The sequence below is a fragment of the Streptomyces stelliscabiei genome (genome assembly GCF_014873495.1).
GTDB lineage: Bacteria > Actinomycetota > Actinomycetes > Streptomycetales > Streptomycetaceae > Streptomyces > Streptomyces bottropensis.
This window is the reverse complement of the sequence record NZ_JADBGF010000001.1, coordinates 4,132,646-4,159,427: the sequence shown is the minus strand read 5'-3', so window position 1 is coordinate 4,159,427 and position 26,782 is coordinate 4,132,646. Positions and strand designations below refer to the sequence as shown.

24 protein-coding genes and 2 tRNA genes are annotated in these 26,782 nt (G+C 70.6%); 11 read left to right on the top strand and 15 right to left on the bottom strand.

All coding sequences use genetic code 11. From position 1 onward, the window contains the following. Window positions 1-392: 392 nt before the first annotated feature. Window positions 393-1,412 (top strand): glycoside hydrolase family 6 protein, encoded by a 1,020-nt coding sequence (locus H4687_RS18370; RefSeq protein ID WP_107082391.1) that lies wholly within the window; start codon window positions 393-395, stop codon window positions 1,410-1,412. Window positions 1,413-1,557: 145 nt separating this feature from the next. On the opposite strand, the gene H4687_RS18365 is transcribed toward H4687_RS18370, so the two are convergent. From H4687_RS18365 to H4687_RS18335, 7 genes are all read right to left on the bottom strand, one after another. Continuing rightward, window positions 1,558-3,495: a radical copper oxidase GlxA gene (locus H4687_RS18365; protein ID WP_046919527.1), complete on the bottom strand. Its 1,938-nt coding sequence runs from the start codon at window positions 3,493-3,495 to the stop codon at window positions 1,558-1,560. Further along, on the bottom strand, window positions 3,492-5,489 hold the full coding sequence (locus H4687_RS18360) for a glycosyltransferase family 2 protein (protein WP_046919526.1): 1,998 nt from the start codon (window positions 5,487-5,489) through the stop codon (window positions 3,492-3,494). The genes H4687_RS18365 and H4687_RS18360 overlap by 4 nt, the downstream gene beginning before the upstream one ends. 348 nt (window positions 5,490-5,837) lie before the next feature. Then, window positions 5,838-5,914: transfer RNA gene (locus tag H4687_RS18355), tRNA-Lys, on the bottom strand. A 121-nt stretch (window positions 5,915-6,035) separates the two neighbouring features. Beyond that, a complete protein-coding gene (locus H4687_RS18350) occupies window positions 6,036-6,482 on the bottom strand; it encodes a hypothetical protein (protein ID WP_046919525.1) in 447 nt (148 codons plus the stop codon). 47 nt (window positions 6,483-6,529) lie between these two features. Further along, complete coding sequence (locus tag H4687_RS18345; protein ID WP_097250094.1) at window positions 6,530-7,171, bottom strand: hypothetical protein; 642 nt, start codon at window positions 7,169-7,171, stop codon at window positions 6,530-6,532. A gap of 58 nt (window positions 7,172-7,229) precedes the next feature. Continuing rightward, entirely contained in the window at window positions 7,230-7,865 is a 636-nt protein-coding gene (locus H4687_RS18340) for a hypothetical protein (RefSeq protein ID WP_046919524.1), read from the bottom strand. Between the two features lies 1 nt (window position 7,866). Beyond that, the gene (locus tag H4687_RS18335; RefSeq protein ID WP_046919523.1) at window positions 7,867-8,304 is read right to left on the bottom strand and encodes a hypothetical protein; all 438 of its coding nucleotides are present in this window, start codon (window positions 8,302-8,304) and stop codon (window positions 7,867-7,869) included. 805 nt (window positions 8,305-9,109) lie between these two features. On the opposite strand from H4687_RS18335, the gene H4687_RS18330 reads away from it, so the two are divergent. From H4687_RS18330 to H4687_RS18300, 7 genes are all read left to right on the top strand, one after another. Beyond that, window positions 9,110-10,771: a peptidoglycan-binding protein gene (locus H4687_RS18330; RefSeq protein ID WP_046920105.1), complete on the top strand. Its 1,662-nt coding sequence runs from the start codon at window positions 9,110-9,112 to the stop codon at window positions 10,769-10,771. A gap of 270 nt (window positions 10,772-11,041) precedes the next feature. After that, window positions 11,042-12,196, top strand: a complete 1,155-nt coding sequence (locus tag H4687_RS18325; RefSeq protein WP_046920222.1) for an SPFH domain-containing protein — start codon at window positions 11,042-11,044, stop codon at window positions 12,194-12,196. 151 nt (window positions 12,197-12,347) lie between these two features. Continuing rightward, window positions 12,348-12,965, top strand: coding sequence for a lytic polysaccharide monooxygenase auxiliary activity family 9 protein (locus H4687_RS18320; RefSeq protein ID WP_046920221.1), 618 nt, complete (start codon window positions 12,348-12,350; stop codon window positions 12,963-12,965). Window positions 12,966-13,084: 119 nt separating this feature from the next. Continuing rightward, window positions 13,085-13,555, top strand: coding sequence for a DUF3592 domain-containing protein (locus H4687_RS18315; protein ID WP_046920220.1), 471 nt, complete (start codon window positions 13,085-13,087; stop codon window positions 13,553-13,555). Between the two features lie 40 nt (window positions 13,556-13,595). Further along, window positions 13,596-15,242, top strand: a complete 1,647-nt coding sequence (locus H4687_RS18310; protein ID WP_050399237.1) for a long-chain-fatty-acid--CoA ligase — start codon at window positions 13,596-13,598, stop codon at window positions 15,240-15,242. 106 nt (window positions 15,243-15,348) lie between these two features. Further along, window positions 15,349-16,587 carry a sensor histidine kinase gene (locus H4687_RS18305; RefSeq protein WP_050399236.1) on the top strand — a complete coding sequence of 413 codons (1,239 nt, stop codon included), beginning with the start codon at window positions 15,349-15,351 and terminating at the stop codon, window positions 16,585-16,587. Further along, the gene (locus H4687_RS18300) at window positions 16,572-17,225 is read left to right on the top strand and encodes a response regulator transcription factor (RefSeq protein WP_046919098.1); all 654 of its coding nucleotides are present in this window, start codon (window positions 16,572-16,574) and stop codon (window positions 17,223-17,225) included. Before H4687_RS18305 ends, H4687_RS18300 begins: the two co-directional genes overlap by 16 nt. A 79-nt stretch (window positions 17,226-17,304) precedes the next feature. Here H4687_RS18300 and H4687_RS18295 read toward each other — a convergent pair. The 6 genes from H4687_RS18295 to ehuB all read right to left on the bottom strand — a co-directional run bounded on the left by H4687_RS18295 (window position 17,305) and on the right by ehuB (window position 21,796). Continuing rightward, a tRNA-Lys gene (locus H4687_RS18295) sits at window positions 17,305-17,378 on the bottom strand. 170 nt (window positions 17,379-17,548) lie between these two features. Beyond that, window positions 17,549-18,307 (bottom strand): IclR family transcriptional regulator, encoded by a 759-nt coding sequence (locus H4687_RS18290; protein WP_046919099.1) that lies wholly within the window; start codon window positions 18,305-18,307, stop codon window positions 17,549-17,551. A 214-nt stretch (window positions 18,308-18,521) separates the two neighbouring features. Beyond that, window positions 18,522-19,298, bottom strand: coding sequence for an ectoine/hydroxyectoine ABC transporter ATP-binding protein EhuA (gene ehuA / locus H4687_RS18285; protein WP_046919104.1), 777 nt, complete (start codon window positions 19,296-19,298; stop codon window positions 18,522-18,524). Between the two features lie 10 nt (window positions 19,299-19,308). Continuing rightward, window positions 19,309-19,959 carry an ectoine/hydroxyectoine ABC transporter permease subunit EhuD gene (gene ehuD / locus H4687_RS18280; RefSeq protein ID WP_046919100.1) on the bottom strand — a complete coding sequence of 217 codons (651 nt, stop codon included), beginning with the start codon at window positions 19,957-19,959 and terminating at the stop codon, window positions 19,309-19,311. Beyond that, window positions 19,956-20,864, bottom strand: a complete 909-nt coding sequence (gene ehuC / locus H4687_RS18275; protein ID WP_046919101.1) for an ectoine/hydroxyectoine ABC transporter permease subunit EhuC — start codon at window positions 20,862-20,864, stop codon at window positions 19,956-19,958. The genes ehuD and ehuC overlap by 4 nt, the downstream gene beginning before the upstream one ends. Continuing rightward, complete coding sequence (gene ehuB / locus H4687_RS18270) at window positions 20,861-21,796, bottom strand: ectoine/hydroxyectoine ABC transporter substrate-binding protein EhuB (protein ID WP_046919102.1); 936 nt, start codon at window positions 21,794-21,796, stop codon at window positions 20,861-20,863. Before ehuB ends, ehuC begins: the two co-directional genes overlap by 4 nt. A gap of 122 nt (window positions 21,797-21,918) precedes the next feature. On the opposite strand from ehuB, the gene H4687_RS18265 reads away from it, so the two are divergent. Continuing rightward, window positions 21,919-22,422, top strand: a complete 504-nt coding sequence (locus H4687_RS18265) for a DUF3830 family protein (RefSeq protein WP_046919103.1) — start codon at window positions 21,919-21,921, stop codon at window positions 22,420-22,422. Between the two features lie 130 nt (window positions 22,423-22,552). Here H4687_RS18265 and H4687_RS18260 read toward each other — a convergent pair whose 3' ends face one another. After that, window positions 22,553-23,971 (bottom strand): amidase, encoded by a 1,419-nt coding sequence (locus H4687_RS18260; protein WP_192781688.1) that lies wholly within the window; start codon window positions 23,969-23,971, stop codon window positions 22,553-22,555. Between the two features lie 20 nt (window positions 23,972-23,991). Further along, a complete protein-coding gene (locus tag H4687_RS18255; RefSeq protein ID WP_046920026.1) occupies window positions 23,992-24,951 on the bottom strand; it encodes a D-2-hydroxyacid dehydrogenase in 960 nt (319 codons plus the stop codon). Window positions 24,952-25,117: 166 nt separating this feature from the next. Between H4687_RS18255 and H4687_RS18250 the strand changes: the two genes are divergently transcribed. Together H4687_RS18250 and H4687_RS18245 are read left to right on the top strand one after the other, a co-directional pair. Continuing rightward, entirely contained in the window at window positions 25,118-25,927 is an 810-nt protein-coding gene (locus tag H4687_RS18250) for a maleate cis-trans isomerase family protein (protein WP_192781817.1), read from the top strand. Then, the gene (locus H4687_RS18245; RefSeq protein ID WP_046920024.1) at window positions 25,924-26,655 is read left to right on the top strand and encodes a maleate cis-trans isomerase family protein; all 732 of its coding nucleotides are present in this window, start codon (window positions 25,924-25,926) and stop codon (window positions 26,653-26,655) included. Before H4687_RS18250 ends, H4687_RS18245 begins: the two co-directional genes overlap by 4 nt. The last annotated feature ends 127 nt before the right edge of the window (window positions 26,656-26,782 follow it).

Genomic DNA, 26,782 nt, shown 5'->3' with positions numbered 1-26,782 from the left:
GTGGGCGCCGGGCTGCGGGAGTGACCCGGCGCCGACACGGGAGGTTCGCGACGCGGCGGCCCCGGGGCCACGAGAGGCCGAGGCCGGGGCCGTATCCCTCCCGACTCTAGAGCGCGTGGGCGCCACCGGCCAGAGGTCGGCCGCTGCCGGAACGGCGCCCGTGACTGGGCGTCATAATCGCGGCACGGATGAGGAGTTGCGGCGGAAGCCCGCACTCCGGTCGGTGCTCCGCGGGGCCGTACGAGCGGTTTCCGCCCCTGTCCGGACGTGTCGCCCCACCATCGTGATCAGGAGTCGACAGCACCTGGCCAAGGCCGTGACGACCTCGTGGGCGAGGCGGGATTTATGCCAGGATTGGGGCTTACGACACGGTGCACCCAAGGGGGAGTTGGATGTACGGCAGTAGGGGGGCCGGGGTTCGGGCGTCCGTGGCGGTGGTGGCGGCGTTATCGCTCGCCGGCTGCTTCGGGGGAGACGACGGCGACGGCGAGAAGAACCGCGCCTCCGGATCCGGCATCACCCAACAGCCAAGCGGCACGGACCCGTTCTGGGTCAATCCGCGGGGGAACGCGGCGGCCCAGGTCGCCGCCTACGAGAAGGCGGGCAAGGACGAGGACGCCCAGCTGATCCGCATGATCGCCGAGCAGCCCACCGGCGAGTGGATCGGCCCCGAGAACCCGGAGCGGGAGGCCAGAGGCTTCACCGAGGCCGCGAAGGAGGCGGACCGGGACACCGTCCTCGTCCTCTACAACATCCCGCACCGCGACTGCGGCCAGTACTCCGGCGGCGGCGCGGCCGACGGCGACGCGTACCGGGCGTGGATCGACGGCGTGGCCCGGGGCATCGGGGACCGGGCGGCCACGGTCGTCCTGGAGCCCGACGCGGTGCTCCACGTGGTGGACGGCTGCACCCCGGAGGAGTTCCACGGCGAGCGGTACGACCTGCTGAAAGGCGCGGTCGAGAGGCTCGGCGCGCTGAAGAACACGAAGGTGTACCTGGACGCGGGCAACGCCGGGTGGGGTGACCCCGAGGAGATCTACGACCCCCTCAAGTGGGCCGGGGTCGAGCAGGCGGACGGCTTCGCCGTCAACGTCTCGAACTTCTACACCACCGAGGACTCCATCGAGTACGGCAGGCAGCTCTCCTCGAAGATCGGCGACAAGCCGTTCGTGATCGACACCAGCCGCAACGGCAACGGCCCCTGGACCGAGGGCGACGAGGACGAACGCTGGTGCAACCCCCCGGGGCGGGCCCTCGGGGAGACCCCTACGACCAAGACCCCGGACGAACTGGTGGACGCGTTTCTGTGGGTGAAGCGCCCCGGTGAGTCCGACGGCGAGTGCAAGGGCGGGCCCAAGGCGGGGGAGTGGTGGCCGGAGTACGCGCTGGCCTTGGCGAAGGCGTCCGACTGAGACCAAGCCGTCCGACTGACGGTCCGGTGGGGGCGGGTCGCGCGGTTCCCCGCGCCCCTGAATTTCAGGGGCGCGGGGAACCGCGCGACCCGCCCCCACGCCCCCGCACCCGGAAACGACCCCAGGACCAACCCCCGACCAACCCCTACGGCACCTTCACCCACCGCGCGGCGCTCGGCGTCCCCGCCTCGTCCGTCACGAACAGCATGTACCACCCCGACTGCACCAGATTCCGGTTCTTCGGCACGGTCACCGTGATCCGGTCGCCGTCCGCCACGAAGTCCACCTCGATCGACTTCTGGTCCACGTCCGTCACATGCGTCGACGCACTCGGCCGGATCAACCGGGCCGACCTGACCGACGAGGCGTCCCGCGCACCGAACGTCGCCGTCCCGCCGCGCGCGACCGTCTTCGGCCCACCCGTCAGCGTCGGCCGTGCGTCCCGGAACAGATACGGCGGCGTGTAGATCTCGATCCGCTGCTCGAACTCCCCCGGCTTGGTGTTGGCCTTGTCGGCGTACAGGGAGTCCGACCCGAAGAAGACGACCCGCCCGTCCGGCAGCAGGATCGACCCGGAGTGGTAGTTCCGGCCGACCAGCGGGTCGGCCACCCGCCGCATCCCGCCCGTCCTCGCGTCGTACAGCCGCGCCTCCAGGATGTTGGAGTCGCCGCGCCCGCGATAGTCCTCCGAGCCCCCGGAGATGAGCACCGTGTCGTCGGGCAGGATCGAGGCCTGCGGATACCGCGTGCCCTTCGCCATCTCCGGCCCGTCCACGAACCTCGGCTCGTCGGCCAGCAGGTCGATCAGCCGGGTCCGCTTGCTGGACCGCTCCGACTCACCGACCCCGCCACCCCCGATGACCATGTACTTCTCGTCCTGCGCCGGAGGCAGCAGCACGGTCCCGGCGGTTTCCAGCAGCTTCCCGTCGCTCATGCCGGGCAGCTTCGTGAACGTGTTGGTCCTCAGGTCCCAGACACCCGGGTCGCGCCCGATGTCGTCCGGCCCGTACCCCGCGTTCGCTCCCGAGTAGAACAGCTTGCCGTTCTGCATCAGGGAGATCGCCGGGTACGTCGGGAACTGCTGGACGCCCTTCGTGTACGTCCACTTCTTCGTCCTGGGGTCGTAGGTCTCGTTCTTGCCCGGCACGAGCTGACCGATCTCGTCGAGGCCGGACAGCGACAGCACGGTGCCGTCCGACAGCGTCGTGAGCGTCGGGTACCAGCGGGCCTCGTTCATCGGGTCGACCTTGATGTACTTCTCGGCGACCGGGTCGAACTCGTAGGCGTCCCTGATCCCCTGGAAGTCCTTCTTGTCGAGAGCGAGCTTCTGCGCGATGCCGTACGTGTTCCGCGCGTCCTCGCCCTTCAGGCCCACGACCCGGTAGTTGTCCTCCGTACCGGTCTCGTACCTCTTGCCGCGCCGCTCGGCCTCGACGTAGGCGCGCGCGATTCCCGGCTTGTTGCCGGTGAACTTCCCGGTGTCCGGATCGAAGGTCTTGACGGCCTTCTTGATGTCGACGGTGTCCTTGAGGACGAACGTCCTGCCGTTCTCCTTGCCGACGAACCGGGTCCCCGCCTCGATCCTCATCCGTTTGTCGGGGTTCTCGTTGTGGATGATCATCAGCCCACCGGCCTTGGTGACGTCACCCTTCAGCTTCTCGTAGCGCTTGGTGCCGCCCGCGATCAGCAGATTGCCGTTGGACAGCTGGGTGTGCCCCGTGCAGAACAGGTCGGCCGGGGTCGGCACCCGCTTGATCGTCTGCTTGACCGGGTCCCAGACGCGGGTGTCGAACTTCTTCTTGTCGAAGTTGTCGGCGTCGTTCCCGGAGCCCGCGATCAGCAGGATCTTGCCGGTGTGCAGAAGCGCGGCGTGGATCGTGTTCTGCCGGTACTCCGGCGGGAACTCGACGACCTTCCACTGCCCGTTGGCGGCCTTGTACTCCGGCCTGTTGATCTTGTACTCGTGGTACTTCTCCGTACTGAAGCGGTACACCCAGGGCCCGTTCGTCCCCGCGAGCGCGAGGACCACCGCCCCGCCGATCGCGAGGCGACGGGCGCGGCGGCGGCCTGCACGGTCCTTCATTCCTTACGTCCCCCCAGTCCGCCCAGGGCGATCTGCATGGTCTGCTCGCTACCCCCGCTGCCTGACCCGGACGCGGCCCAGCTCGGCTTGTGATGGGGAGCGTGGGGTGCGGGTGGGGCGTGTGGTGCGGGCTGTGGCGCGAAGGGCGCGGGCGCCGCCTCGGGCGGTGCCACCATCGAACCCCGCAGCTCGGCGGACGCGGAGGCCTTCTTCCTGTCCTGCCGCAGCATGTAGCGCCAGGCGACGATGGGAAGAGCGGTGATCATCATGGCGAAGGTGGCCCAGATGATCATCGCGGGGTGCGAGTTGCCGAAGACGAAACCGGCGGCGATCGAGGCCCCGAAGATGAGGATGAAGTACCAGTGGTACCGGAAGGTGCCGAACCATCGGTCGGGGCTCGCCGAGTCGCCCTTGGGCGTGACCACGAACTTGCTCTTGCGGCGCAGGGCCGAGTCGATCAGTGCCTTCGCGTAGAGCGGCGCGGACAGCGCGGACATCACCATGCCGGCCACACCTCCGGAGCCCTCCGGCTCGTGCGGGGAGACGTTGTGCCGGCGGTTCCAGACGTACAGGCCTATCTGGAGCGCCGAGGCGTTGCCGTAGAGCATCAGCCACACGGTCGGATCGATGTTCACGCCCGAGGCGCCCAGGCCCAGGAACAGGGCGCAACTCAGCGCCGCCAGGATCCAGTTGAGGGCGGACATCGGGTAGAAGATGATCATCATCGTGTAGTTGAACAGCTTGCTCGGCGGCAGCGAGTACCAGCCCTTCCAGTACTGCTTGAGAATCGTCTCGTAGGTGCCCCGCGACCAGCGCATCTGCTGGGTGAAGAAGTCCGTCCAGGCGCTGGGTCCCTCGCCCACCGCGAGCACGTCCGGCGTGTAGACCGAGCGCCACTTCCTGCCCGTGGCCGGGTTCTTGTGCCGGTGGATCTCGAAGCCGGTCGCCATGTCCTCGGTGATGGAGTCGTAGAGCCCGCCGATCTGCTTGAGCGCCCTGATCCGCACGGCGTTGGAGGTGCCGACGAACATGGGGGCGCCGTACCGGTTGCCGGCGCGCTGGATCAGCGCGTGGAACAGGAACTGCTGGGACTCGGCGGCCTTGGTGACGAAGTTGTCGTAGTTGCCGTACACCTGCGGGCCGATCACGAAGCCGATGTTCGGGTCGCGGAAGAAACCGAGCATCCGCTCCAGGTAGTTGGGCAGCGGGATGTGGTCGGTGTCGACCGAGGCGAAGAAGTCGTAGTCGTCGCCGTGGGCGTCCAGCCAGGCGTTGTAGTTGCCGTGCTTGGTCTTGGCGCGGTGCGGGCCCTTCGGCTGGTTCCACTTCGCGATGCCCTTGCGGGAGAAGTGGTGCACGCCGAGGCGCGCGCAGACCGCCTTCACGGCGGGGTCGTCGCCCTCGTCGAGCAGCCACACGTGCAGCAGCCCGCGGTGGCGCAGCCGCACCGCGGCCTCCAGGGTCTTCGTCACCATCTCCAGTGGCTCCTTGCCGGGCACGAAGGAGGTGAGGAAGGCGACTCTGGTGCCGGTCTCGGGCACCACCGGGATCGGGTCGCGGGCGACCAGGGTGGCGTGCGCGTTGGACAGGACGTTCATGCAGCGGAAGAACTCGATCAGGCCGATCGAGACCAGCATGACCATGTCGAGGGCGGGCAGGAAGTCGTACTCGACGTAGTCGCGCTTGGTCCAGTGTTCCTGCTGCAGCAGCCAGCCGAGCAGGACCAGGGAGAGCAGCGGCGCCGCTGCCAGCATCAGGGCGACCCGCAGGCGGTGCGGCTCCTGCGAGATCAGGGAGCGGTACTGCACCGTGTAGGGCTTGGTCGGATCGGGCTGGGTGAGTGGTCCCGCGAGGCGGCTGTAGTGCTCGTAGTCGTATCTGGGAAGGTTCTTGCGCAGCTTGCGGAATGCTCCGGTCCGGTGCGACGGCATCTTGGGCCGGGTCGTTTCGGATGGATCGTTGCTGTGCCGGGCGCCCGTCGGCGTCGACGTCATGAGTCATTCCCCCCGCACACACATCGAGTGTGTGTTCGTCGGTCTTTCATCCGAATCGGTCCCCCTCGACCGTTACGGACACATCAGTGCGTCATCGTCACCATGTGATCTACACCATGGAGACACGGGACGGCGGCCATCCGGTTGCATTGATGCCCCCTCGGCATCTTTTGTTCCTGAGCGCCTACGTCATGTGTTTTAGTGCGGGCGCGTCTTCGGTACTTACCGGTCGTAACGCCCTCATGGGGGCATTGCCGGAGAACCCGTCGGGGCGTGAAGGGGAGGGTGCGCGTGCGGATAGGCGCACATAAGGAGAGGCCCCTCGCGCTCGCGAGGGGCCTCTCCAGGTGGTGCGCCGCCAGGGACTCGAACCCCGGACCCGCTGATTAAGAGTCAGCTGCTCTAACCAACTGAGCTAGCGGCGCGCGAGGAAAAGTCTAGCGGAGGGGCGGGGGTGCTCCTGACCGCCTGCGCCCGGGCGCATCGGACGGGAAACGGCCGGTCGCCCGGCTCCCGGCAGGGGAGTCGGGCGACCGGCCGGCGTGCTCAGCCCTTGACGTAGAACTGGCTGATCGTCCGGTTCCTGACCTCGAACACGTTGTCCGCGCGCAGCATGCTGTTGCAGACGTCGTCCCCGTGCCTGGAGTTCAGGACGTCCTGGGAGTACCACTCACAGGTCACGTTCTGCAGCCGCTGCCGCGAGCCCCACCTCACGCCGAGGTTCACGGTCTCCTGCGGAGGGTTGCCGACCCGGTCCGTCCTGTTGATGGCGACGTCACAGGCGACGCCATCGCTCTTGGGCACCTCGATCACCCGGGACCAGGTGACTTCCTTCTGGCCGTTGTCGTAGTAGCCCGTCCAGTAGTTCCCGCAGATACGGGAGCCGGACTGGGCCTCGGCCGTGCCGGGGACCGCGAGGGCGAACAGTGCCCCGGCCGCCATTCCGGCGGCGGCCAGCATCGCCGTGCGCCGCTTCACGAGCTTGATCCTCATGCGTGTCTCCTTGGCTCGGAAAAAGAATGTGTAAGTGAACTGCCGCGTCACATACGGCCGTTGACGGCGTAGCCGACCTTTTCCTTCTCGAACACGTTCCGGGTCCAGCTGCCGAAACGGGCGCTTCCGTCCCATTCGTAGGTGGTGCCGCCCTGGCAGCCGCGGTTCGTCCGTACCCAGCCGCCGGAGAAGTCGCCCTGGGTCCAGCGGCGGACCGCGACCTGAATGGGCTGGGCCACGTCACCGCCGTTGAGGTGCACGGTCCACGTGAAGTTGGTGCTGATCTCGGTGTTCTTCTGATAGCCGCCGACCAGCGGAAGGACGACGTTGTACCACTTCTTGGAGGGGGAGCTGGCGTTACCGAGATCGGTACCGCCGCCGACCGCCCAGCCGGTGTTCGTCGTCTTCGACTTCGACCACGCGTAGTCGCAGGTCCGGCCCCGGGGGCACTGGAACTCGGTGCCGCGCCAGACCCAGTCGTCCCAGGTGTTGGCCGCCCGCTGGCGGGTGATCGAGCGGGTGACCTGGCCGCCGCCGGTGCCGGGGACGATCTGCGCGCCGTCGGAGTAGTTCTGGCTGAAGCACTGGGTGGCGGCACTGGCCGTGCCCTCGGTCGTGGCCAGTGCGGCGACGGCGAGAGCCCCGCACATCAGCATGCGATGCCACATCGCTTTACCGGGCATGATCATGTCCTTTCCTGGAGGATGATGTACCGCGTGAATGTCGAGCGTGCCGGGAGGCGGGCGGTCACATACGGCCGTTGACGGCGTAGCCGACCTTTTCCTTCTCGAATACGTTCCGGGTCCAGCTGCCGAACCTGATATCACCGTCCCATTCGTAGACGGTGCCTCCCTGGCAACCCCTGTTCGTCCGTACCCAGCCGCCGGAGAAATCGCCCTGGGTCCAACGTCGAACCGCTACCTGAATGGGCTGGCCGATATCGCCGCCATTGAGATGGACGGTCCAGGTGAACGAGGTCCTGATCTGTGTGGTCTTCTGGTAGCCGACCACCAGTGGAATCAGGGCGTTGTACCACTTCCCGGAGGGAGAACTGGTGTTGCCCAGATTGGTGCCGCCGCCGATGGCCCAGCCGGTCGTGGTCGTCTTGGATTTCTCCCACGCGTATTCGCAGGTCCGGCCTCGGGGGCACTGGAATTCGGTGCCGCGCCATATCCAGTCGTCCCAGGTGTTGGCCGCCCGCTGGCGGGTGATCGAGCGGGTGACCTGGCCGCCGCCGGTGCCGGGGACGATCTGCGCGCCGTCGGAATGGCTCTGGCCGAAGCACTGGGTGGCCGCACTGGCCGTGCCCTCGGTCGTGGCCACCGTCGCGAGGACGAGCGCTCCGCACATCAGGACGCGATGCCACATCGTTCTGCCGCGCATGTCAGTACACCTGCGACCACTCGACGGGCGTGCGGTTCGCCACCTGGCCGATGAGGTCCACCCGGTTCATGGTCAGGCACGGGTCCTCGCCGTACTTGTCGTTGAACAGGTCGCCGGCGTCCTCGCAGGTCCAGGACCGCAGGGGCTGGCGCGGGTTCCACGTCACCTTGCCGTAGCCCGGCAGCTCCCGGCCGTTGATGCTGTTGGTCTTGTCGATGACGCGCAGGCAGATGCCGAAGTCGACCTTGGGCACCTCCAGCACCTTGGCCATGATCCCGACCGTCTTGCCGTTGGCACGGGCCTCCCAGTAGTTCCCGCAGATGCGGGATCCCGACTGTGCCGCGGCCGTGCCCGGCAGCGTGACCGTGGTGGCCGCCGCCGCTGTGATCACAAGAGCGGCCAGGACCGCCTTGCGCCTGAACGGGAGTGCGATCGCCATTGATGTCTCCTTGGGGTCCGCGAAACGGGCCTCCGAAGAGGTCCGCATTCGAGGGTGGGGGGTGGTCGGCCATCAATATGGAGCGCCTTGCGGTGTGAAGTCAAGACTTCAAGAACCTTATTCGAGCGGCTTCTGAAATCGCGTCAGAAAGCTATTCCCGGGCATGCCGAAGCACCCCTTGAGCGTCTCCGGAAAAGGGCAGGGAAACGCGAAAAGGGGTCGCGAGAAGAAGGCGCGAAAAGGGGTCGCGAAAAGGGGTCGCGAAAAGGGTGGCTCTGCGCGTGTGCGGGTGGGGGTGGGTGGGGGTGGCTCTACGGCTCCCAAAGAAGGTGGGGGGTCTTTGGTACACGGCTCTGGTGCAGCGCTGATCATGCAGCCGGCGGAGCCCGAGCGTCAAGATCAGTCGTCAACGGACTCAATGAACGAAACGCTACCCTGCAGTCACTTTCGCGTAATTACCGGACCGTCGGGTAACCATTCATTACTGGACCGTCCGGTAACCGGGAATTGCTGAAAGGTTTCTTCTTTTTTCGGCGCACCCACGGGTTGCGGTCGGTGACCCTCCGAGGCTCCTCCGAGGTCCCCCCGAGGCCCCGCCGAGGTCGCCGGCCGGCGGCACCGGGGGACTCCGGGCGACAGTGAGCGGCACCGAGGCTCCGTCACTCCGTCGCGGCCGGTGTCGACCGGACGCGGCGCGGGCGTGTACATCATTTGGACCGTCAGCATGCGACACCGGAGGACAGTTGAGAAACTGACGGGCGTGCAGAAGCGTGCAATTCTTCGGTCGGTTCGCGAGGGGAATCGTATGGGGACTCCGGTATTCGAGGAGATCGATCCCGGGACCGATTGCGAATGCCCCGGCTGTGTCCACTGGCGACGGGTCATGCCCTATGCGGCCCACTACGCCCATGCGAGTCACCCGGCGGCCAGAACTGTCAGGAACGCCCTCGTCGTGGCCACCGCCGCCGGTGCCGCACTCGGCGCGGGGCATGTCGTGCCGGCCGTCGCGGCGGCCCATGGCCCGGCTCGCCCAGGTGTCGTTCCCGCAGGTGAGGGCCCTGACACCCCGCAGGGTAAGAAGGCTCCGCTGCACGGCCCCCGCGGTCGTCCGGCGGACGGGGAGAAGCCGCCGAGGGAGGTGACGATGCCGCCCACCACCCGCGCCGAAATCATCAGGAGAGCCAAGAGCTGGATCGAGGCCGAGGTGCCGTACAGCATGCGCGAGTACTGGTCCGACGGTTATCGGCAGGACTGCTCGGGGTTCGTCTCGATGGCCTGGAACCTCCCCGGGAACGAATGGACGGGAAGCCTCGACAAGTTCGCGCAGCGCATTTCGAAGGACCGGCTGGAGCCGGGCGACATGCTGCTCTTCCATAACCAGAAGGACCCTCGGAAGGGCTCGCACGTCGTCATTTTCGGCGGCTGGACGGACGACGCGGAGACCCGCTACATCGCCTACGAGTCGGCCCGCCCGTACGCCCGCAGGCAGGCCACCCCGTACGGGTACTGGGACAACGCCGCCCGCTATGTGCCGTACCGCTACAAGGGGCTGATCACGGACGACGGCGCGGAGCGGCCGGACGACGGGACGGACGACGCCGGGGGCACCGGCACGTCCGCCGAACCGCCGGAGGCACCGCGGACGCCGGGCGCGAAGGGGGCCGCCGGGCCGTCCGGCGAGGACCGCTTTCCGGGCCTCGAGGCCTTCGGGCCCGGCGCGCAGAACACGTACGTGGCCCGGCTGGGGCAGATGCTGGTGCAGCGCGGCGGGGCCCGCTTCTACACCGGCGGGCCGGGGCCGGTCTGGTCGGACGCCGACCGTAGGGCCACCCGGGCGTTCCAGCGGGCGCAGGGCTGGTCGGGCCACTTCGCCGACGGCATTCCGGGGCCCCTGACCTGGTCGTATCTGGTCACCGGGCGGGGCCGGAACATTCCGCCGGCCGGAAACCCGGGCCCGAGCGGGAAGCCGGCGACGCCCAAGCCGCCGGTGGTGCACCGGCCGTCGGGAAGGCTGGGAGCGTCCGGGATTTCACGCCCGCCCGGCACCTCCGGCACCACTGGCACCTCCGGCACCTCCAGGACCCCGTTGGGAAGGCCCGCCCCGCCCGGCGCGCCGCAGCGGCCCGCGATCCCCGGAAAGTCGGCCCCGCCGAGGATCGCCGGGGAACCCCTGGCTCCAGGGGCCCCCATGGCTCCCAGGGCCCCCGTGCCGCCCGCCTCGCACGGCGTCCTCGGCTATCCGGGGCGTGGCATGTTCCGGCCGGGCGCGGACAACGCGTACGTCACCCGGCTGGGGAAGCAGCTGGTGAAGAAGGGATTCGGCAAGTACTACACCTCGGGCCCGGGGTCGCGCTGGGGCGAGTCAGACCGGCGGAACGTGGAGGCGTTCCAGCGGGCCCAGGGGTGGCGGGGCGGCGCGGCGGACGGCTATCCGGGCCCCGAGACCTGGCGCCGGCTGTTCTCCTGACGGCAGACGACCGACAGCCGGACCCGCTCTCTCCGGACCCGCTCCCTCCGGACCCGCTCTCTCCGGACCCGCTCCCTCCAGACCCGCTCCCTCCAGACCCGCTCCCTCCGGACCCACGCCCTCCAGAACGCGGACCTACCCCTCGCCCTCTCCCACCCTCGGCCCACCCCTCGCCCTCGGCCCACCCCTCGCCCTCTCCCACGCTCTTCTCCCCCTCTCCACCGAAAGCTCTCAGCACGGTTCTTCCTGCGCGGAGGCATGGAGGCACGTATGAGTACGACCACCCCACTCACACCGGAGCCCGAGGGGCCCGCGCGGCCCGCGCGGCCCGCACGGCTCATCCAGAACGAGACCACCACCGAGATCCCCGTACACCTGCTCTTCCGGGACGACCCCGTCCCGGTCGTAGTCCCGGTCACGCCCGCCGTCGTGGGCCGGCGGCGGGGTACCGGCGAGCAGCCGCGGGTGCGGCAGGGGCCCGCGTCCGCCAAGCCGCGGCCCGCCGTCGAGGTCGACCCCGAGCTGGTCGAACGGCCGGCGCGGGTGGTGCCCGGAGTGCTGGGCGTGCTGGGCGGGGCCTGTGGGATGGCCGGATGCGTCCTCACCTCCTGGTGGGCCGGGGTGCTGCCGGAGCTCGCGGCGCGGGGGCTCGGACTGCCGACGGCGTACGCGGGTGCCGGACTCGGGCCGGCGCAGTGGGCCGCGTACGCCGGGGCCGGGGCCCTGACGATGTTCGGGTTCGGCGGGCTGGCGCGGGGGCGGACCGGAGGGGCCTGGGTGCTCGGTCTCTTCGGGCGCTACCGGGGGACGGTCCGCCGCACCGGCCTGCTCTGGGTGAACCCCCTGGTGCTGCGCCGCCGGGTCGACGTACGGCTGCGGCACTGGCGCAGCGAGCCGATGGCGGCCGTCGACGCGAACGGGGTCGCGATGCGCGTCGTCGTCCTGGTGGCGTGGCGGGTCAGGGACACCGCGCGGGCGGTGCTCGGGGTCGAGGACCACGAGCGGTATCTGCGGGAGTGCGTGGAGGCGGCGGTCTCCCGGGTGCTGGCGCAACTGCCCGCGGACGTACCGCCGGGCGCGCTGGTCCGGGACGCGACGCTGCGGAACACGGAGGCGGTGGGCGAGGCGCTGACGCGGCTGGTGGCGGCGGACGCGGCGCCGGCCGGGGTGGAGGTCTTCTCGGTCCAGCCGACCCGCATCGAGTACGCGCCCGAGGTGGCCGCCGTGATGCAGCGCCGCCGGATCGCCGCGCTCGACGCCCAGCACCGCGACACCGTCCTCACCTCCGTCGTCGACTCGGTCGAGGACACGGTGACCCGGCTGACCCTGCGCGGCCTGGTCGAACTGGACGACTACGAGCGCAAGGCGCTGGTGAAGGACCTGACGGTGGCGTTCTACACAGGGCGTCGCGAGGTGTCGCCCTGAACTGCCGGAGTCTGCCCGAACCGCCGAAGCCGCCCCGCACCGCTGAATCGACATGGCCGTGCTTTTGATATGGACACGGCCAACGGTCGCCCATAATCTGGGACTTGGTCTAGACCTGGAAACTTCCCCACGTACTCCAGGGAGCGGCAGCATGCGCCATCACGCGCGTAACAGGACCAAGTGGTACGCGGCCGCGGTCGGCCTGGCCACCACCGGAGCGTTCGTGCTCTCCAGTGGTGGCGCCACCGGCCACGGCTACACCGACCTCCCCGTCAGCCGGCAGAAGCTCTGCCAGAACGGCTCCGTGACGAACTGCGGCGACATCCAGTGGGAACCGCAGAGCGTCGAGGGACCGAAGGGCTTCCCGGGCTCAGGGCCGGCTGACGGCCGGCTGTGCTCCGGTGGCAACAGCAGGTTCAACCAGCTCGACGCGTCCACCAGGCCGGGCGGCGGCGCCTGGCCCACCACCAGGGTGACGGGCGGTCAGAACTACACGTTCCGCTGGCAGTTCACCGCCATGCACGCCACCACGGACTTCAAGTACTACGTCACCAGGGCGGGCTGGAACCAGAATCACGCCCTGACCCGCTCCGACCTCAACCTGACCCCGTTCTTCACCGTCCCCTACAACGGGCAGCGCCCCCCGTCCACGCTCTCCCACACCGGCCGTCTGCCGTCCGGGCTGAGCGGCCACCACGTCATCCTCGCGGTCTGGACGATCGCGGACACCACCAACGCGTTCTACGCCTGCTCGGACGTCACCTTCTGAGCCTCGGCACCGCCGGCCCCGCGAGTTCTGAGCCTCACTTGAGCTGCGCGGGGCCCCCACCCGGGTACGTTCCCCACACGCCGCCTACCAGGGCGGCCGCCGAATCCGGGGGGAACACCATGGACGCCTTCTTCTACCTCATTCCCGTGGTCATGATGACCTTCATCGGCTTCATGGCGTTCCGGGTACTGAGTCGCTGGCTGCGCATCAGAAGGGCCTGGAACAGCGGGCTGACGGCCGAGGCGCGCTGCCTGAGGACGTTCACCACGGTCAGCCGGAACGCGGGCGGGCACAGCAGCGTACACACGACGATCCACCACGTGTACGAGTTCACGACCCGGGACGGTCGCGCCATCCGCTTCGAGGAGGAGGACGGGCCGATGGCGACGGTCGAAGGCGACTTCGTGACCGTGTACTACACCGACGGCCCGAACGTGATCGCCACGGCCCACGCCCCCGGCGAGCGGGTCAAGCAGGCCGCGGCCGGCCTCGGCATCCTGGCGTTCCTCGGGGTGGCCTTCGCGTTCTGCGTGTTCTTCATGGTCACCTACCACCAGTACTCCACGGACTCCTCGTTCCCGACGCCGTGACCCTCCTCAACTGACGGTCCGTCAACTACCGTGCGCGGACATGGAGTCCACGAGGCGCACGGTCGCACAGCTCGTCGCCGACCGGTGGGACGACCACCGGCCCGGGCTGTGGTTCGAGGAACAGATCCTGACCCACCACGAGGTCGCCGCCGGAGCCGCCGCCCGCGCGGCCCTGCTCGCCGACCTCCTGCCACCCGACGCCGAACCGCACCTCGGCGTCCTCCTCGACAACACCCCCGAATTCCCCCTCTGGCTGAGCGCGGCGGCCCTCGCGGGCGCCGCCGTCGCCGGTATCAACCCCACCCGCCGGGGCCCCGAGCTGGCCCGCGACATCCTGCACACCGAATGCCGGCTCCTCATCACGGAACGGGCCCACCTGCCCCTGCTGGAGAACCTCGACCTCATCGGCGTGCGCGTGCTGGTGACGGACACCCAGGCGTACGCCGACCTGCTCGCCCCGTACGCCGACGCCACACCCGACCCGACCCGTGCCACCCCCGCCGACCGGCTTCTCCTCTACTTCACCTCCGGCTCCACCGGCGCCCCCAAGGCCGCCCTCTGCTCCCAGGGCCGGCTCGCGGCGGCCGGCCGGGCACTGGTGGACCGCTTCGGGGTCCGGCGGGACGACGTGCACTACATCTGCATGCCGCTGTTCCACGGCAACGCGGTCATCGCCGACTGGGCCCCCGCCCTGGTCGCCGGCGCCGGGATCGCGTTGCGGCGCCGGTTCTCCGCCTCCCGGTTCCTGGACGACGTACGGGCGTACGGGGCCACGTACTTCACCTACGTCGGACGCGCCGTGCAGTACGTCCTCGCCACCGAACCCCGCCCCGACGACCGCGACCACCCCCTGCGCATGGGTTTCGGCACGGAGGCGGGGGCCGTGGACGCGGCGGCGTTCGAGAAGCGGTTCGGGGTCCGGCTCGTGGAGGGGTACGGGTCGTCCGAGGGCGGGGCGGCGATCCAGCGGACGCCCGGGGCGCCGCCGGGGGCGATCGGTCGGGCGGCACCCGGCGACGACCTCGCGGTGGTCGACCCGCAGACCCGCGAGGAGTGCCCGCCCGCCCTCCTCGCCGACGACGGCCGCCTGCTCAACGGCAGTGCGGCGATAGGGGAGTTGGTCAACCGCGGCCCCAACCCCTTCGAGGGCTACTGGCGCAACCCGGAGGCCGACGCCGCCCGCCGCCACGACGGCTGGTACTGGACCGGCGACCTCTTCTACCGCGACCCGGACGGCTTCCTCTACTTCGCCGGCCGCACCGACGACCGCCTCCGCGTCGACAGCGAGAACCTCGCCGCCGCCGTCATCGAGAACATCCTCGCCCGCTACGAGGGCGCCGAGGCCGTCGCCGTCTACGCCGTCCCCGACCCGGTCGCCGGAGACCAGGTCATGGCGACGATCGCGGGCGACTTCGACCCCGACGGCTTCGCCGAGTTCCTCGTCTCCCAGCCCGACCTGGGGACCAAGATGACCCCTCGCTTCGTACGCGTCGTCGCGTCCATGCCCGTCACCGCCACCAACAAGATCCAGCGCGCCACCCTCCGCCGGGAGGGCTTCCGCTGCCCGGATCCGGTCTGGTGGCGTCCACCGGGGAAGTGGGCGTACCGGAAGTTCTCGGCGGTGGATCTGGCACGGCTGGTGACGGAGTACCGGGCTCGGGGGCGGGAGGGGTTGCTGGTGCGGTAGAGGGGTGGTGGCGGGCGGGGCGGCGGGCAGGTATGCCCAGCCCCACCCCCCGAACACCCCCCACCCCCATGGCCACCCCCGGCCGCCCCCGCCTACCGTGACGACCATGATCCGAACGGTCGTACGGGATGTGCCGCGCGCGGTGGCGTACCTGCTCAGCGGCGTGCTGGTGGGTGCCCCGCTGCTGCTGGTGCTCCTGGTTCTGGGTGCCCTGGGACTCGCCCTGGCGCCGGTCCTCGTCGGGCTGCCGCTGCTCGCGGTGGCCGTCCTGTCGGGTATCCCCGTCGGCGCGCTCGAACGGCGGCGGCTGGCCCTGACGCGCACCCCGTCGCCGCCCGACCCGCACGCCACCCCGGCCGAACCCGGACTCGCCGCGTGGGCCCGGCTGCGGCTGGCCGAGCGGGCGACCTGGCGCGAGCTGGCGTACACCGGGCTCCTCGGCCTCGTGCTGTGGCCGCTGGACGCGATCGTGGTGGCGGGGGCGCTGGGCCTGCCCGGCGCGATGATCGCGGCGCCCGCGCAGCTGGCGACCAGCGGCAGTGACAGCGCGGACGCGCGGATCGCCAAGCTCTGGCTGATCGACTCCTACGGCCAGGCCCTGCTGTGCACGCTCGCCGGCGTCGTCCTCCTCCTTGCCTTGCTGTGGCCCCTCGTCCGGTACGCGCGGGCCCGCGCCGCGCTCGCCCGGCTGCTGCTCGGCCCCAGCGAGGCCGAGGCGGAACGGCGGCTGGCCGAGGTGACGCGGTCGCGGGCGCGGCTGGTGGCGGCCTTCGACGCCGAGCGGCGCAGGATCGAGCGCGATCTGCACGACGGGGCGCAGCAGCGGCTCGTGTCCCTGAGCATGACCCTGGGCCTGGCCCGGCTCGACGCCCCGCCGGACCTGGCCGGCCGGTTGGCCGCCGCCCACCAGGAGGCCGAACAGGTCCTCGGCGAACTACGCGAGTTGATCCACGGCATCCACCCCCAGGTCCTCGCCGACTACGGCCTCCCGGAGGCCCTCGCCGACGCCGCCGACCGGTCCGCCGTACCCGTGCAACTGGACGTCGACCTCCCCCGGTTCGCCGAATCCGTCGAGTCCGCCGCGTACTTCGCGGTCCGGGAGGCCCTCGCCAACATCGGCAAGCACAGCGGGGCCCGTCGGGCCCGGATCGTCGGACGGTACGCGGGCGGGCTGCTGCGGGTGGAGGTGGAGGACGACGGGACGGGCGGTGCCGACCCCGCACGGGGGACCGGCCTCACCGGACTCGCCGACCGGCTCGCCGTGCTCGATGGGACACTGTCCGTCCGCAGCCCGGCCGGCGGCCCGACCGTCCTGTCCCTGGAGATCCCGTGCCCGCAGCGCTGAAGATCGTGCTCGCCGAGGACAGCGTGCTGCTGCGGGAAGGACTCGTGGGTGTCCTGACCCGGTTCGGGCACGAGGTCGTCGCGGCGGTCGGGGACGCGGAGATGCTGGTCACGGCCGTACGGTCATACGTTCCCGACCTCGTCGTCACCGACGTACGGATGCCGCCCGGCCTCTCCGACGAGGGTCTGCGCGCCGCCCTCGCACTACGTGCCGCGAACCCCGCCCTGCCCGTCCTCGTCCTCAGCCAGTACGTCCAACGGGCCTACGCCGCCGAGCTGCTGGACACCGGAGACGGCACCGGCGTCGGCTATCTCCTCAAGGACCGTATCGGCCAGGTCGAGCAGTTCGCGGAGGCGGTGGAGCGGGTCGCGGCCGGGGGGACGGTCGTCGACCCCGAGGTCGTACGGCAGCTGCTGCGGCGCCGGCGTGATCCGCTGGCGGCGCTCACCCCGCGCGAGCGGGAGGTGCTCGCGCTGGTCGCCGAGGGGAGGTCGAACGGGGCGATCGCCCGCGAACTCGTCGTCACCGAGGCGGCGGTCGGCAAGCACATCGGCAACATCCTGGGAAAGCTGGACCTCCCACCGGCCGAGGACACACACCGTCGGGTGCTGGCGGTCCTGGCGTACCTGCGGGGGTGACGTGACGCGCGGAGGAGGAGAACCGCGCAGGAGGAGACACGCAGAAGGCCCCTCGCCGGAGCGAGGGGCCTTCTTGCTGTGCGCCGCCAGGGACTCGAACCCCGGACCCGCTGATTAAGAGTCAGCTGCTCTAACCAACTGAGCTAGCGGCGCAGACTCTGTCGCCTTCGTGCTTTCGCGGCTGGCGACAGAGAAAATACTACCTGGTCCGCGGGGGTGCCTTCGACCACTTAAACGTGAGCTGGATCTCCGACGGGGGGCGGGCGACGGGCGACGGGCGACGGGCGGTGGACGGCGGATCGCCGACGAGTCGCCCGGCCCCGCTAGATCGCCAACGACAGCAGCACCGGCGCCGCCCCCCGGTTCAACGTGTTCGCCGCCGCGCGCAGCCGGTGCGCGTGCTCCAGCGGGAGGGACAGCGCGAGGCAGCCGACTGCGGAGCCCGCGGTGATGGGGACGGCCGCGCAGACCGTGCCCGGCGCGTACTCCTGGAGGTCGAGGACCGGGACCGTGGGGGTCTGCGCGTCGAGCTTGCTCAGCAGCACCTTCTCGTTGGTGATCGTGCGGGCGGTGAGCCGGGCCGGGCGGTGGCGCGAGAGATGGTCGCGCCGGCCGTTGAGGTCGAGCTGGCCCAGCAGGCCCTTGCCGAAGGCGGTGGCGTGGGCGGAGGAGCGGAAGTCGACCCACTCGTGGACCGCGGGCGTGTCCGCGCTGTCGGCCCAGCCGGTGACCTGGATCTCCCCGTCCAGATAGCGGGTGACGTAGACGGCGGCGCCCACCGAGTCGCGCAGCCGGTCGAGGGTGTGCTGGAGCTGCTCGCGCAGGGCCTGGTCATGACCCTCCGTGGAGTCCAGCCGGGCGAGTGCGGCACCGCTGACGTAGGCACCGTCGGTGGTCTGCTCCACATACCCCTCGCGCCGCAGCATCCGCAGGAGCGCGGTCAGCCGCTCGCTGTCGACGCCGGTGCGACGGGCGATCTCGGCGTCGGTGACGCCACCTGCGTGCCGCGCCACCGTCTCCAGGACGCGCAGGGCGTCCTGGGCCGAGTGGTACGGCGCGGTCGGCTCGTGCTTGAGCGCCACGGTTTCCCCCTGCGCTTCTCGGGCCGTTTTTCGGACAGCTTGCCGCTTCCCACGATACGGCCCAAGAGCCGTGCACGGAGGGGTTGTTCACGAGAATTTCCGCCCGCCCCCGAGCCTCCCAACTGCCGGACCAGCACTCTGGCATATGTCGAGGGCATGGCCCGGCGAGCGGACCTCGCATGTTCCCACGCGTTCACCCGTTCACTCGGTGTAGTCAGTTGACCGCGCCGAGGAATTCGCGCGTACGTTCGTGTGACGGATCGCCGAAGATCTTCTCGGGACTGCCCGATTCGATCACCTGGCCGGAATCGAACATCAGAACTTGATCCGAGATGTCCCGGGCGAAGTTCATCTCGTGGGTCACGCAGAGCATCGTGATGTCAGTGGTGCGCGCGATGTCCCTGAGCAGGTCGAGGACGCCCGCGACCAGCTCGGGGTCGAGCGCGGAGGTCACCTCGTCGAGGAGCAGCACCTGCGGACGCATCGCCAGCGCCCGCGCGATGGCCACGCGCTGCTGCTGTCCACCGGAGAGCTGGCTCGGGTAGGAGTCGCACTTGTCGGCGAGTCCCACCAGGTCGAGCAGCTCGCGGGCGCGCGCCTCGGCCTCGTCCTTGGACAGCCCGAGGACGGTGACGGGCGCCTCGGTGATGTTGCGCAGCACCTTCATGTTGGGGAAGAGGTTGAACTGCTGGAACACCATCCCGATGTTCTTGCGGACCTCGCGGCACTGCTTGTCGCTCGCCGGGTACAGCTGCTGCCCGCCGACGGTGATCCTCCCCTCGTCGGGCTTGGCGAGGGTCATCAGCAGCCGCAGGATCGTCGTCTTGCCGGAGCCGGACGGGCCGATCAGCGTGACGTGCTTGCCGGCGTCGACCGAGAAGTCCAGCCGGTCGAGGACGGTGTTGCTGCCGAATCGTTTGGTCACGTTCTCGAAGCGGATCAGTTCCTTCGTGTCCGCCACGCGCGCGTCGGAGGAATCGGGTTCGTTCATCAGCGGGGTGTCAGCGGACAAGACGACGCTCCAGGGCTCGCAGGAGGAGGGAGGCGGGGTAGGCGATGACGATGAAGGCGAGGCCGACGGTCACGATGGCCTCGTTCATCTGGAAGGTCCGGGAGCCGAACTGGCGGGCCTCGCCGAGCATCTCCAGGACACCGATGGTCATGAGCATCGGCGAGTCCTTCAGCATCGCGATGACGTAGTTGCCGAGGGCGGGCACGACCCGGCGCAGCGCCTGCGGCAGGATCACCGCGGTCCAGGTGCGCGAGCGCGGCAGGCTGAGCGCGGTCGCCGCCTCCCACTGGCCGGCGGGCACGCCGTCGATACCGGCGCGGTACACCTCGGCGGTGTACGTCGAGTAGTGCAGCCCGAGACCGAGCACGCCGGTGGCCAGCGCGGACAGGGTCAGGCCCCACTCGGGCAGCACGTAGAAGAGGAAGAACAGCTGCACCAGCAGCGGGGTGTTGCGGATGAACTCCGTGACCGCCTTGACCGGCCAGCGCACCGCCTTCAGCGACGAGCGCTGGGCGAGGGCCCAGACCAGGCCGAGGGAGAAGGCGAGCAGCGCACCCCACAGCAGGGCTTGCAGGGTGACCAGTACGCCGTCGCGGAAGGCCGGCATGAAGTCGCCCAGTGTGGACCAGTTCCAGGTCATGAGGCACCTCCGGGGGCCGACGTCTTCGAGGCCGCTCCGGCACCACCGGCTGCGGCACCGGCTCCGGCACCACCGGTTGCGGCGCCCGCTCCGGCCAGGTCCTGCGGGCGTCCGGTGACGGCCGCGCGCGGCCCGGGGACGCCCTCGGCGGGGGCCCGGCCGACGCCGGCCTTGGCCCGTCGCTCGACCTGCCGCATCACCCGGGTGATGGCGAAGGCGAGGAGGAAGTACATGACGAGGATCACCGTGTAGACCGGGGCGCTCTGCCCGGTGGCGTTGCGCACCAGCTGGGCGGCGAAGGTCGTGTCGGCGACGCCGAGCACGGACACCAGGGCGGTGCCCTTCAGCAGCTCGATGAGCAGGTTGCAGAAGGGCGGCACCATTTCCGGCCAGGCCTGCGGCAGCACGATCTTGCGCATCCGCTGGGCGGGCGTGAAGCTCAGCGCCACCCCCGCCTCGCGCTGCGCCGCCGGCACCGCGGCCACCGCGCCCCGCACGATCTCCGAGCCGTACGCGCCGTAGGTGCAGCCCAGGGTGAGCACGGCGGCCCACATCGGGACGAGCTGCCAGCCGAGGGTCAGCGGCACCACGAAGAACACCCAGATCATCAGGACCAGGGCGGAGGTGCCGCGGAAGATCTCGAAGTACGCGCCCGCCACGAACCGCACGGCCCACAGCCGGTGCTGCCGGGCGAGGCCCACGGCGAAGGCGACGGCGGCGCCGAGGGCCGCGCCGTACACGGTCAGCTGGACGGTGATCCACACACCGCGCAGCAGCAGCTCCCACAGACCCGAGCCGAAGGCGAAGTCGTCGAGGAGCCCGGCGGTGGTGACCTCATGGGCAGACCCGGCGGTGGTCGCCTCGTGGGCGGCGCTCATGTGCGCCGTGTCGTTCAAGGCGCTCATGAGCGGCACTTCTCCTCTGCCCTGATGTCGGTCATCTGGTCCTTCGTGAACCCGAAGGGCCGCATGACCTCCAGCAGCTCCCCGCTCCGCTTCATCTTGTGCAGCTCGCGGTTGAAGGCGTCCCGCAGATTGCGTTCGGGCATGCGGAACGCGAAGCCGCCGACGTCGATGACCGGCTTGCCGTCCACGAGCGGGGTGACCTCGTCGGTCGCCTCCGCCTTCGTGCTCCCGGTCTGCTCGACCACGTTCCGCACGGTGACGGCGGTGCCCGCGAACACGTCGACGCGCCCCTGTTCGACGGCGAGGAGACCGGCCAGCTGGTCCGGCAGGGTGTCGATGTGCTTCACCCCGGCCTCCTTGGCGTAGTCGATCTCCGCGTAGCCGATGCCGGCCGCCATCCGGGCGCCGGTGCGGGCGATGTCGGCGTAGGTGCGCAGCTTCTTCGGGTTTCCCTTGGGCACGATGAAGGCGTCCTTCATCTGGTACTCCGGGTCCGCGAAGAGCACCTGCTCACAGCGCTCCGGGTTGATGTACATGCCGGCGGCGACCACGTCGTACTGCAGCGAGTTGAGCCCGAAGATCAGCGAACCGAACTCGGTGGGGAACGGTTCGACGTGATCGACGCCCAGTCTGCGGAAGATCCGGGTCGCGATGGCCGGCGCGGAGCCGGTGACCTGACCGTCCTTGCCTATGTAGCCGTACGGCTGCTCGCCGGCGATGCCGAGCCGTACGGTGCCCTTCGCGCGCAGCTGCTGCAGGAGCTGCCCGCCGTCGCCGGTGTCCGCGGTGGCCACCCGGCTGCATCCACTGCTCGCGCCCACCACCGCGCCCGTGCCGACCAGGGCGGCGGTGCCGGTGAGCAGGGTGCGGCGGGGGATGCCGGGTCTGCTGGGATGTCGGCTTTTCCTGTCGTGTGTGTGCAATCGAGCCATGGCCGCGCGGCTACCCGACGCGGCAGGGGGTATGCCAGGTCTTTTCCGGTCCTTCACGCGCGGGTTGAAGCCCGGGATACCGGGCAGGCGCGGGGCGGGTGTGTCGACGCGAGGAGGCTGCGGTGGCGGAACCGGCGGAACGGCACATCGAGATCGCGCTCGACCGGCGCGGGGTCCGCTGCACGGCCCTGCTGCTCGACGACCGCGCGCCGATCACCTGCGCCGCGGTGTGGGACGCGCTGCCCCTGTCCGGCGACGTCTACCACGCCAAGTACGCCCGCAACGAGATCTACGCCCTCTTCCCGCCCTTCGCCGACCGCGAGCCGCCCCTGGAGAACCCCACGGTCACGCCCATCCCGGGCGACCTCTGCTACTTCTCCTTCGCCGGCACGGAACTGGCCACCGGCGCCTACGGCTACGACCGCGACGTCCGCCCCGACGCGACCCTCGTCGACCTGGCCCTCTTCTACGAACGCAACAACCTGCTGCTGAACGGGGACGTGGGCTGGGTACCCGGCATCGTCTGGGGCCAGGTGACCGAGGGCCTGCGCGAGATGGCCCAGGCCTGCAACGATCTATGGCGATCGGGGGCCTTGGGCGAAACCCTGACCTTCCGCCGAGCCTGACATCCGGCTGCGGCCCGGTGGGGCTTCTCGCGCAGTTCCCCGCGCCCCTGAAAGACCAGCCCCCACCGTGCCGGCAGCCGGGGGGTCGAAGGGGCGCAGCCCCTGGGTAGGGGAGGGAGGCGGGGGCGGATCAACCCCCCGAAGAACCGACGGCCCCCGGCACCCCCACCCCCGCAACCCCCGCCCCGTACAACGCATGAGCCACCCGCAACACCAGATCGTCCCGATACCGAGCCGCCACCACCTGCACCCCCACAGGCAACCCACCCCCGTCCACCCCCACCGGCACACTCGCCGCAGGCTGCTGCGTCAGATTGAACGGATACGTGAACGGCGTCCAGGCAGTCCACCGCCGCCCCCCGAAACCCCCCGGCACCTCCACCCCCGCCTCGAACGCGGTCACCGGCAGGGAAGGCGTGACAAGAACGTCGTACCGCTCATGGAACGCCCCCATCCGCCGCCCGACCTCCATCCGCACATCCACCGCGGCCAGATAGTCCAGCGCGGACAGCCGCGCCCCGAGATCCCGCACCTCCCGCAACCCGGGATCCAGCAGACCCCGCTGCCCCGCCCCGAGCCGCTGCGTCACCCGAGCCGCCCCGCTGAACCACAGCGTGTGGAACGCCGCGAAGGGATCGGAGAAGTCGGGATCGGCCTCGCTGACGTACGCGCCGAGCCCGGCGAGCCCCTCCACCGCCCGCCGCACGGCGCCCGCGACGCCGGGCTGCACCGCGACCTGCCCGCCCAGCGACGCCGAGTACGCCACCCGCAGCCCCCGCACCCCACCGTCGAGCGCGTCCACGAAGGAACCGGAGGGCGGTCCGAGCCCGGACCAGTCCCGCGCGTCCGGCCCGGAGATGACGTCCAGCATCAGCGCGGCGTCGGCCGCGTCCCGGGTCAGCGGCCCCACATGGGACAGCGTGCCGAACGCGCTCGCGGGATACAGCGGCACCCGCCCGTACGTCGGCTTCATCCCGAACACCCCGCAGAACGCGGCCGGGATACGCACACTGCCGCCCCCGTCCGTGCCCAGCGCCAGCGGCCCGGCCCCGAGCGCGACGGCCGCGGCGGCACCCCCGCTGGAGCCCCCCGCCGTACGCGAGAGGTCGTACGGATTGCGCGTCACACCACTGAGGGGTGAGTCGGTGACGCCCTTCCAGCCGAACTCGGGCGTCGTGGTCTTGCCCAGGAAGACCGCCCCCTGTTCCCGCAGCCGGGCCACGGAGGGCGCGTCCTCGTCCCAACTCCCCTCCGCCGAGACCGTTCTGGAGCCCCGCAGTGTCGGCCCGCCCCGCACGAGCAGGATGTCCTTCACCGTGACGGGCACCCCGTCCACCGCCCCGGCCGGCTCCCCGCGCCGCCAGCGCTCCTCCGACTCCCGCGCCTGCGCGAGGGCGGACCCGGTGTCGATCCGCACGAAGGCGTTCACCTCCGGCTGCACCCGCTCGGCCCGCTCCAGCGCCGCCCGCGCCACCTCCACGGGACCGAACTCGCCCTTGCGGTACCCCTCGACCAGTCGTACGGCGGACAGTTCCGTGAGCTCCGACATCCGGCCCCTCCCAGGGGAGTTCAGTGCCCGGGCACGTACCCGCGCTGCTTGTCGACCACGTTGGGCAGCGGTTTGCCCGCCTCCCACAGCTCGAACAACTCCACGAACTGGGCGCCGAGTTCGTCCCGCCACCCCACCGTGTCCCCGCTCATGTGGGGAGAGACGATCAGCCCCGGCACCTCCCACAGCGGATCGTCCGGTCCCAGCGGCTCCCGGTCGAAGACGTCCAGCGCGGCCCCCGCGATCCACCGCTTGCGCAGCGCCTCGACGAGCGCGTCCTCCACCACGAGCTGCCCACGCCCCACGTTGACGAACCACGCGGACGGCTGCATGACCCCGAACCGCCGGGCGTCGAACATGCCGTACGTCGCCTCCGTCAGCGGCGCGGCCGCGATCACCCAGTCGGCGCGGGCCAGCAGCCGGTCCAGCTCCCCCGGGCCGTGCACCCCCGCCCGCGCGGCCCGGCCCACCACGGCCGTGTGGAGGCCGAGCGCCTTGAGGTACCGTGCGATCGCCCGCCCGATCGGCCCGGACCCCACCACACAGGCCCGGCCACCGGACACCCGCAGGGCCTCCCGGTGGCGCCACTCCCGCCGCCCCTGCAGCTCCCAGCTGCGCGGCAGATCCTTGGCCATGGAGAGGACGAGCGCGGCGACGTACTCGGCGATCGGCGCCTCGAAGATCCCGCGCGCGTTCGTCACCACCGTCTCCTCGTCGGCGACGAGCCCGGGGCCCAGCAGATGGTCCACGCCCGCGCTCGCCGTGTGCACCCAGCGGGGCCGGGGCCCGCCGCGCGGCCAGGCGTCCCGCACCGCGAGGGACGCGAAGTCCCACACCAGCAGCACATCGGCGTACGGCAGCCGCTCGGCCAGCGTCGAGGCGTCGGCGTACTCGACGGTGGCCCGCCCGGTGAGCCGCCCGAGCCGGGGACGTGGTTCGGTGTCGAGGACGAGGAGGCGCGGGCGCTGCGACGAGGTCATGGGCGAAGGCAACCCCTCACGATCGAAAAGCGGCTCTACCGCCACCACGAAGATGCGTGTGACGTGCACTGATTGACCACGCTCGCACCCGAACCTACCTTCGTCAACACGGACTTGCGCACGTTCTGTCGTCCGCACATCTCTCTCCGTGAGGCCGGTGACCGTCATGAACGTCTCCTTCCTCGGTGGGCCCCGGCCGCAGCGCGGCATCGGTGTCATCGCTCCCTTCGACTTCGCCCTCGACCGCGAACTGTGGCGGTGGGTCCCGGACGACGTCTCCCTGCACCTCACCCGGACCCCGTACGTCCCGGTCGAGGTGAGCCTCCACCTGGCCCGCCTGGTCTCCGAGCACGAGACGCTCCACGAGGCGGTCCGCGCCCTGAACGAGGTCGCGCCCGAGATCGTGGCCTACGCCTGCACCAGCGGCAGCTTCGTCGGCGGTGTCGCGGGGGAGCGCGCGATGGGCGAGGCGATGACCCGCGCGGGCGCCGCGCACGCGGTCACCACCTCGGGCGCGCTGCTCACCGCGCTGGCCGAGCTGCACGCGCGCCGTGTCGCCCTCGTCACCCCCTACACCGTCTCGGTCACCCGGTCCCTGGAGGAGTACCTGGCCGAGGCGGGCATCCTGGTCACCGGCCGCGCCTCGCTGGGCCTGGTCCGGCACATCTGGAAGGTGCCCTACCGCGACGTGGTCGCCATGGCCCATCGGGCCGTCCGCGCCACGACCCCGGACGCCCTCTTCATCTCCTGCACCAATCTGCCCACGTACGACGTCATCCCCCAGCTCGAAGCGGAGCTGCGGATGCCGGTGATCTCGGCCAACCAGGTGACGATGTGGGCGGCACTGCGTCATCTGGGTACCCGGCCGGCGGGTCCGTACCAGGCTCTGCTCGACGAGTCGGCCAGGCAGTCGTTCGGTGCGGGGCCTGTTCCGCCACCGCCGGTACTGCCGGAAGAACAGGAAGGTTGGGCATGACCGCACTCGGTTTCCTCTACCCGGGCCACTCCGCCGAGGACGACTATCCGCGCATGGAGCAACTGCTCGGCAGCGACATCCGGGTGGACGTGGTGCACACCGACATCGGCGAGGACGCCCACCGCGTGGACGCCCTGCGTGAGATGGGCGCCCCCGAACGCCTGGCCGCCGGCTGCGAGGCCCTGCGCCTCTCCGGCTCGGAGGCCGTCGTCTGGGCCTGCACGAGCGGCAGTTTCGTCCACGGCTACGAAGGCGCCCACGAGCAGATCCGCGCCCTCGCCCGCGCGGCGGGCCTCCCGGCCTCCTCCACGTCCTTCGCGTTCGCCCACGCGACACGGGAGGTCGGCGCCACGCGGGTCGCCGTGGCGGCGACCTGCCCGGACGATGTGGCCCGCCTCTTCGTCGACTTCCTGGCGGCGGCCGGCGTCGAGGTCCTCTCCGTGCGGGGCGCCGGGATCGTCACGGCGGCGGAGGTGGGCACCTGGGGTCTCGACGAGATCCTCGCCCTCGCCCGCGCGGCCGACCACCCGGAGGCGGAGGCCCTGCTCCTCCCGGACACGGCCCTGCACACCGCCTCCCACCTCCCCACCCTGGAGAAGGAACTCGGCAAACCGGTCCTCACCGCCAACCAGGTCACGGTCTGGGAGGCCCTGAGGCTGGCCGACAGGAGGGTCAACGCACCACGACTGGGCCAACTGTTCACCAGGGAACCGATCGTGCAGGTGTGACCACCCGCGCCCCTGGACGGGCCGCAGGCCGTTCAGGGGCGCGGGGAACTGCGCGAGAAGCCCCACCGGACGGGCGGCTGGAGGTCGAAGGGGCGCGGCCCCTGGGGGATGGGACGGGTAGGGGCGG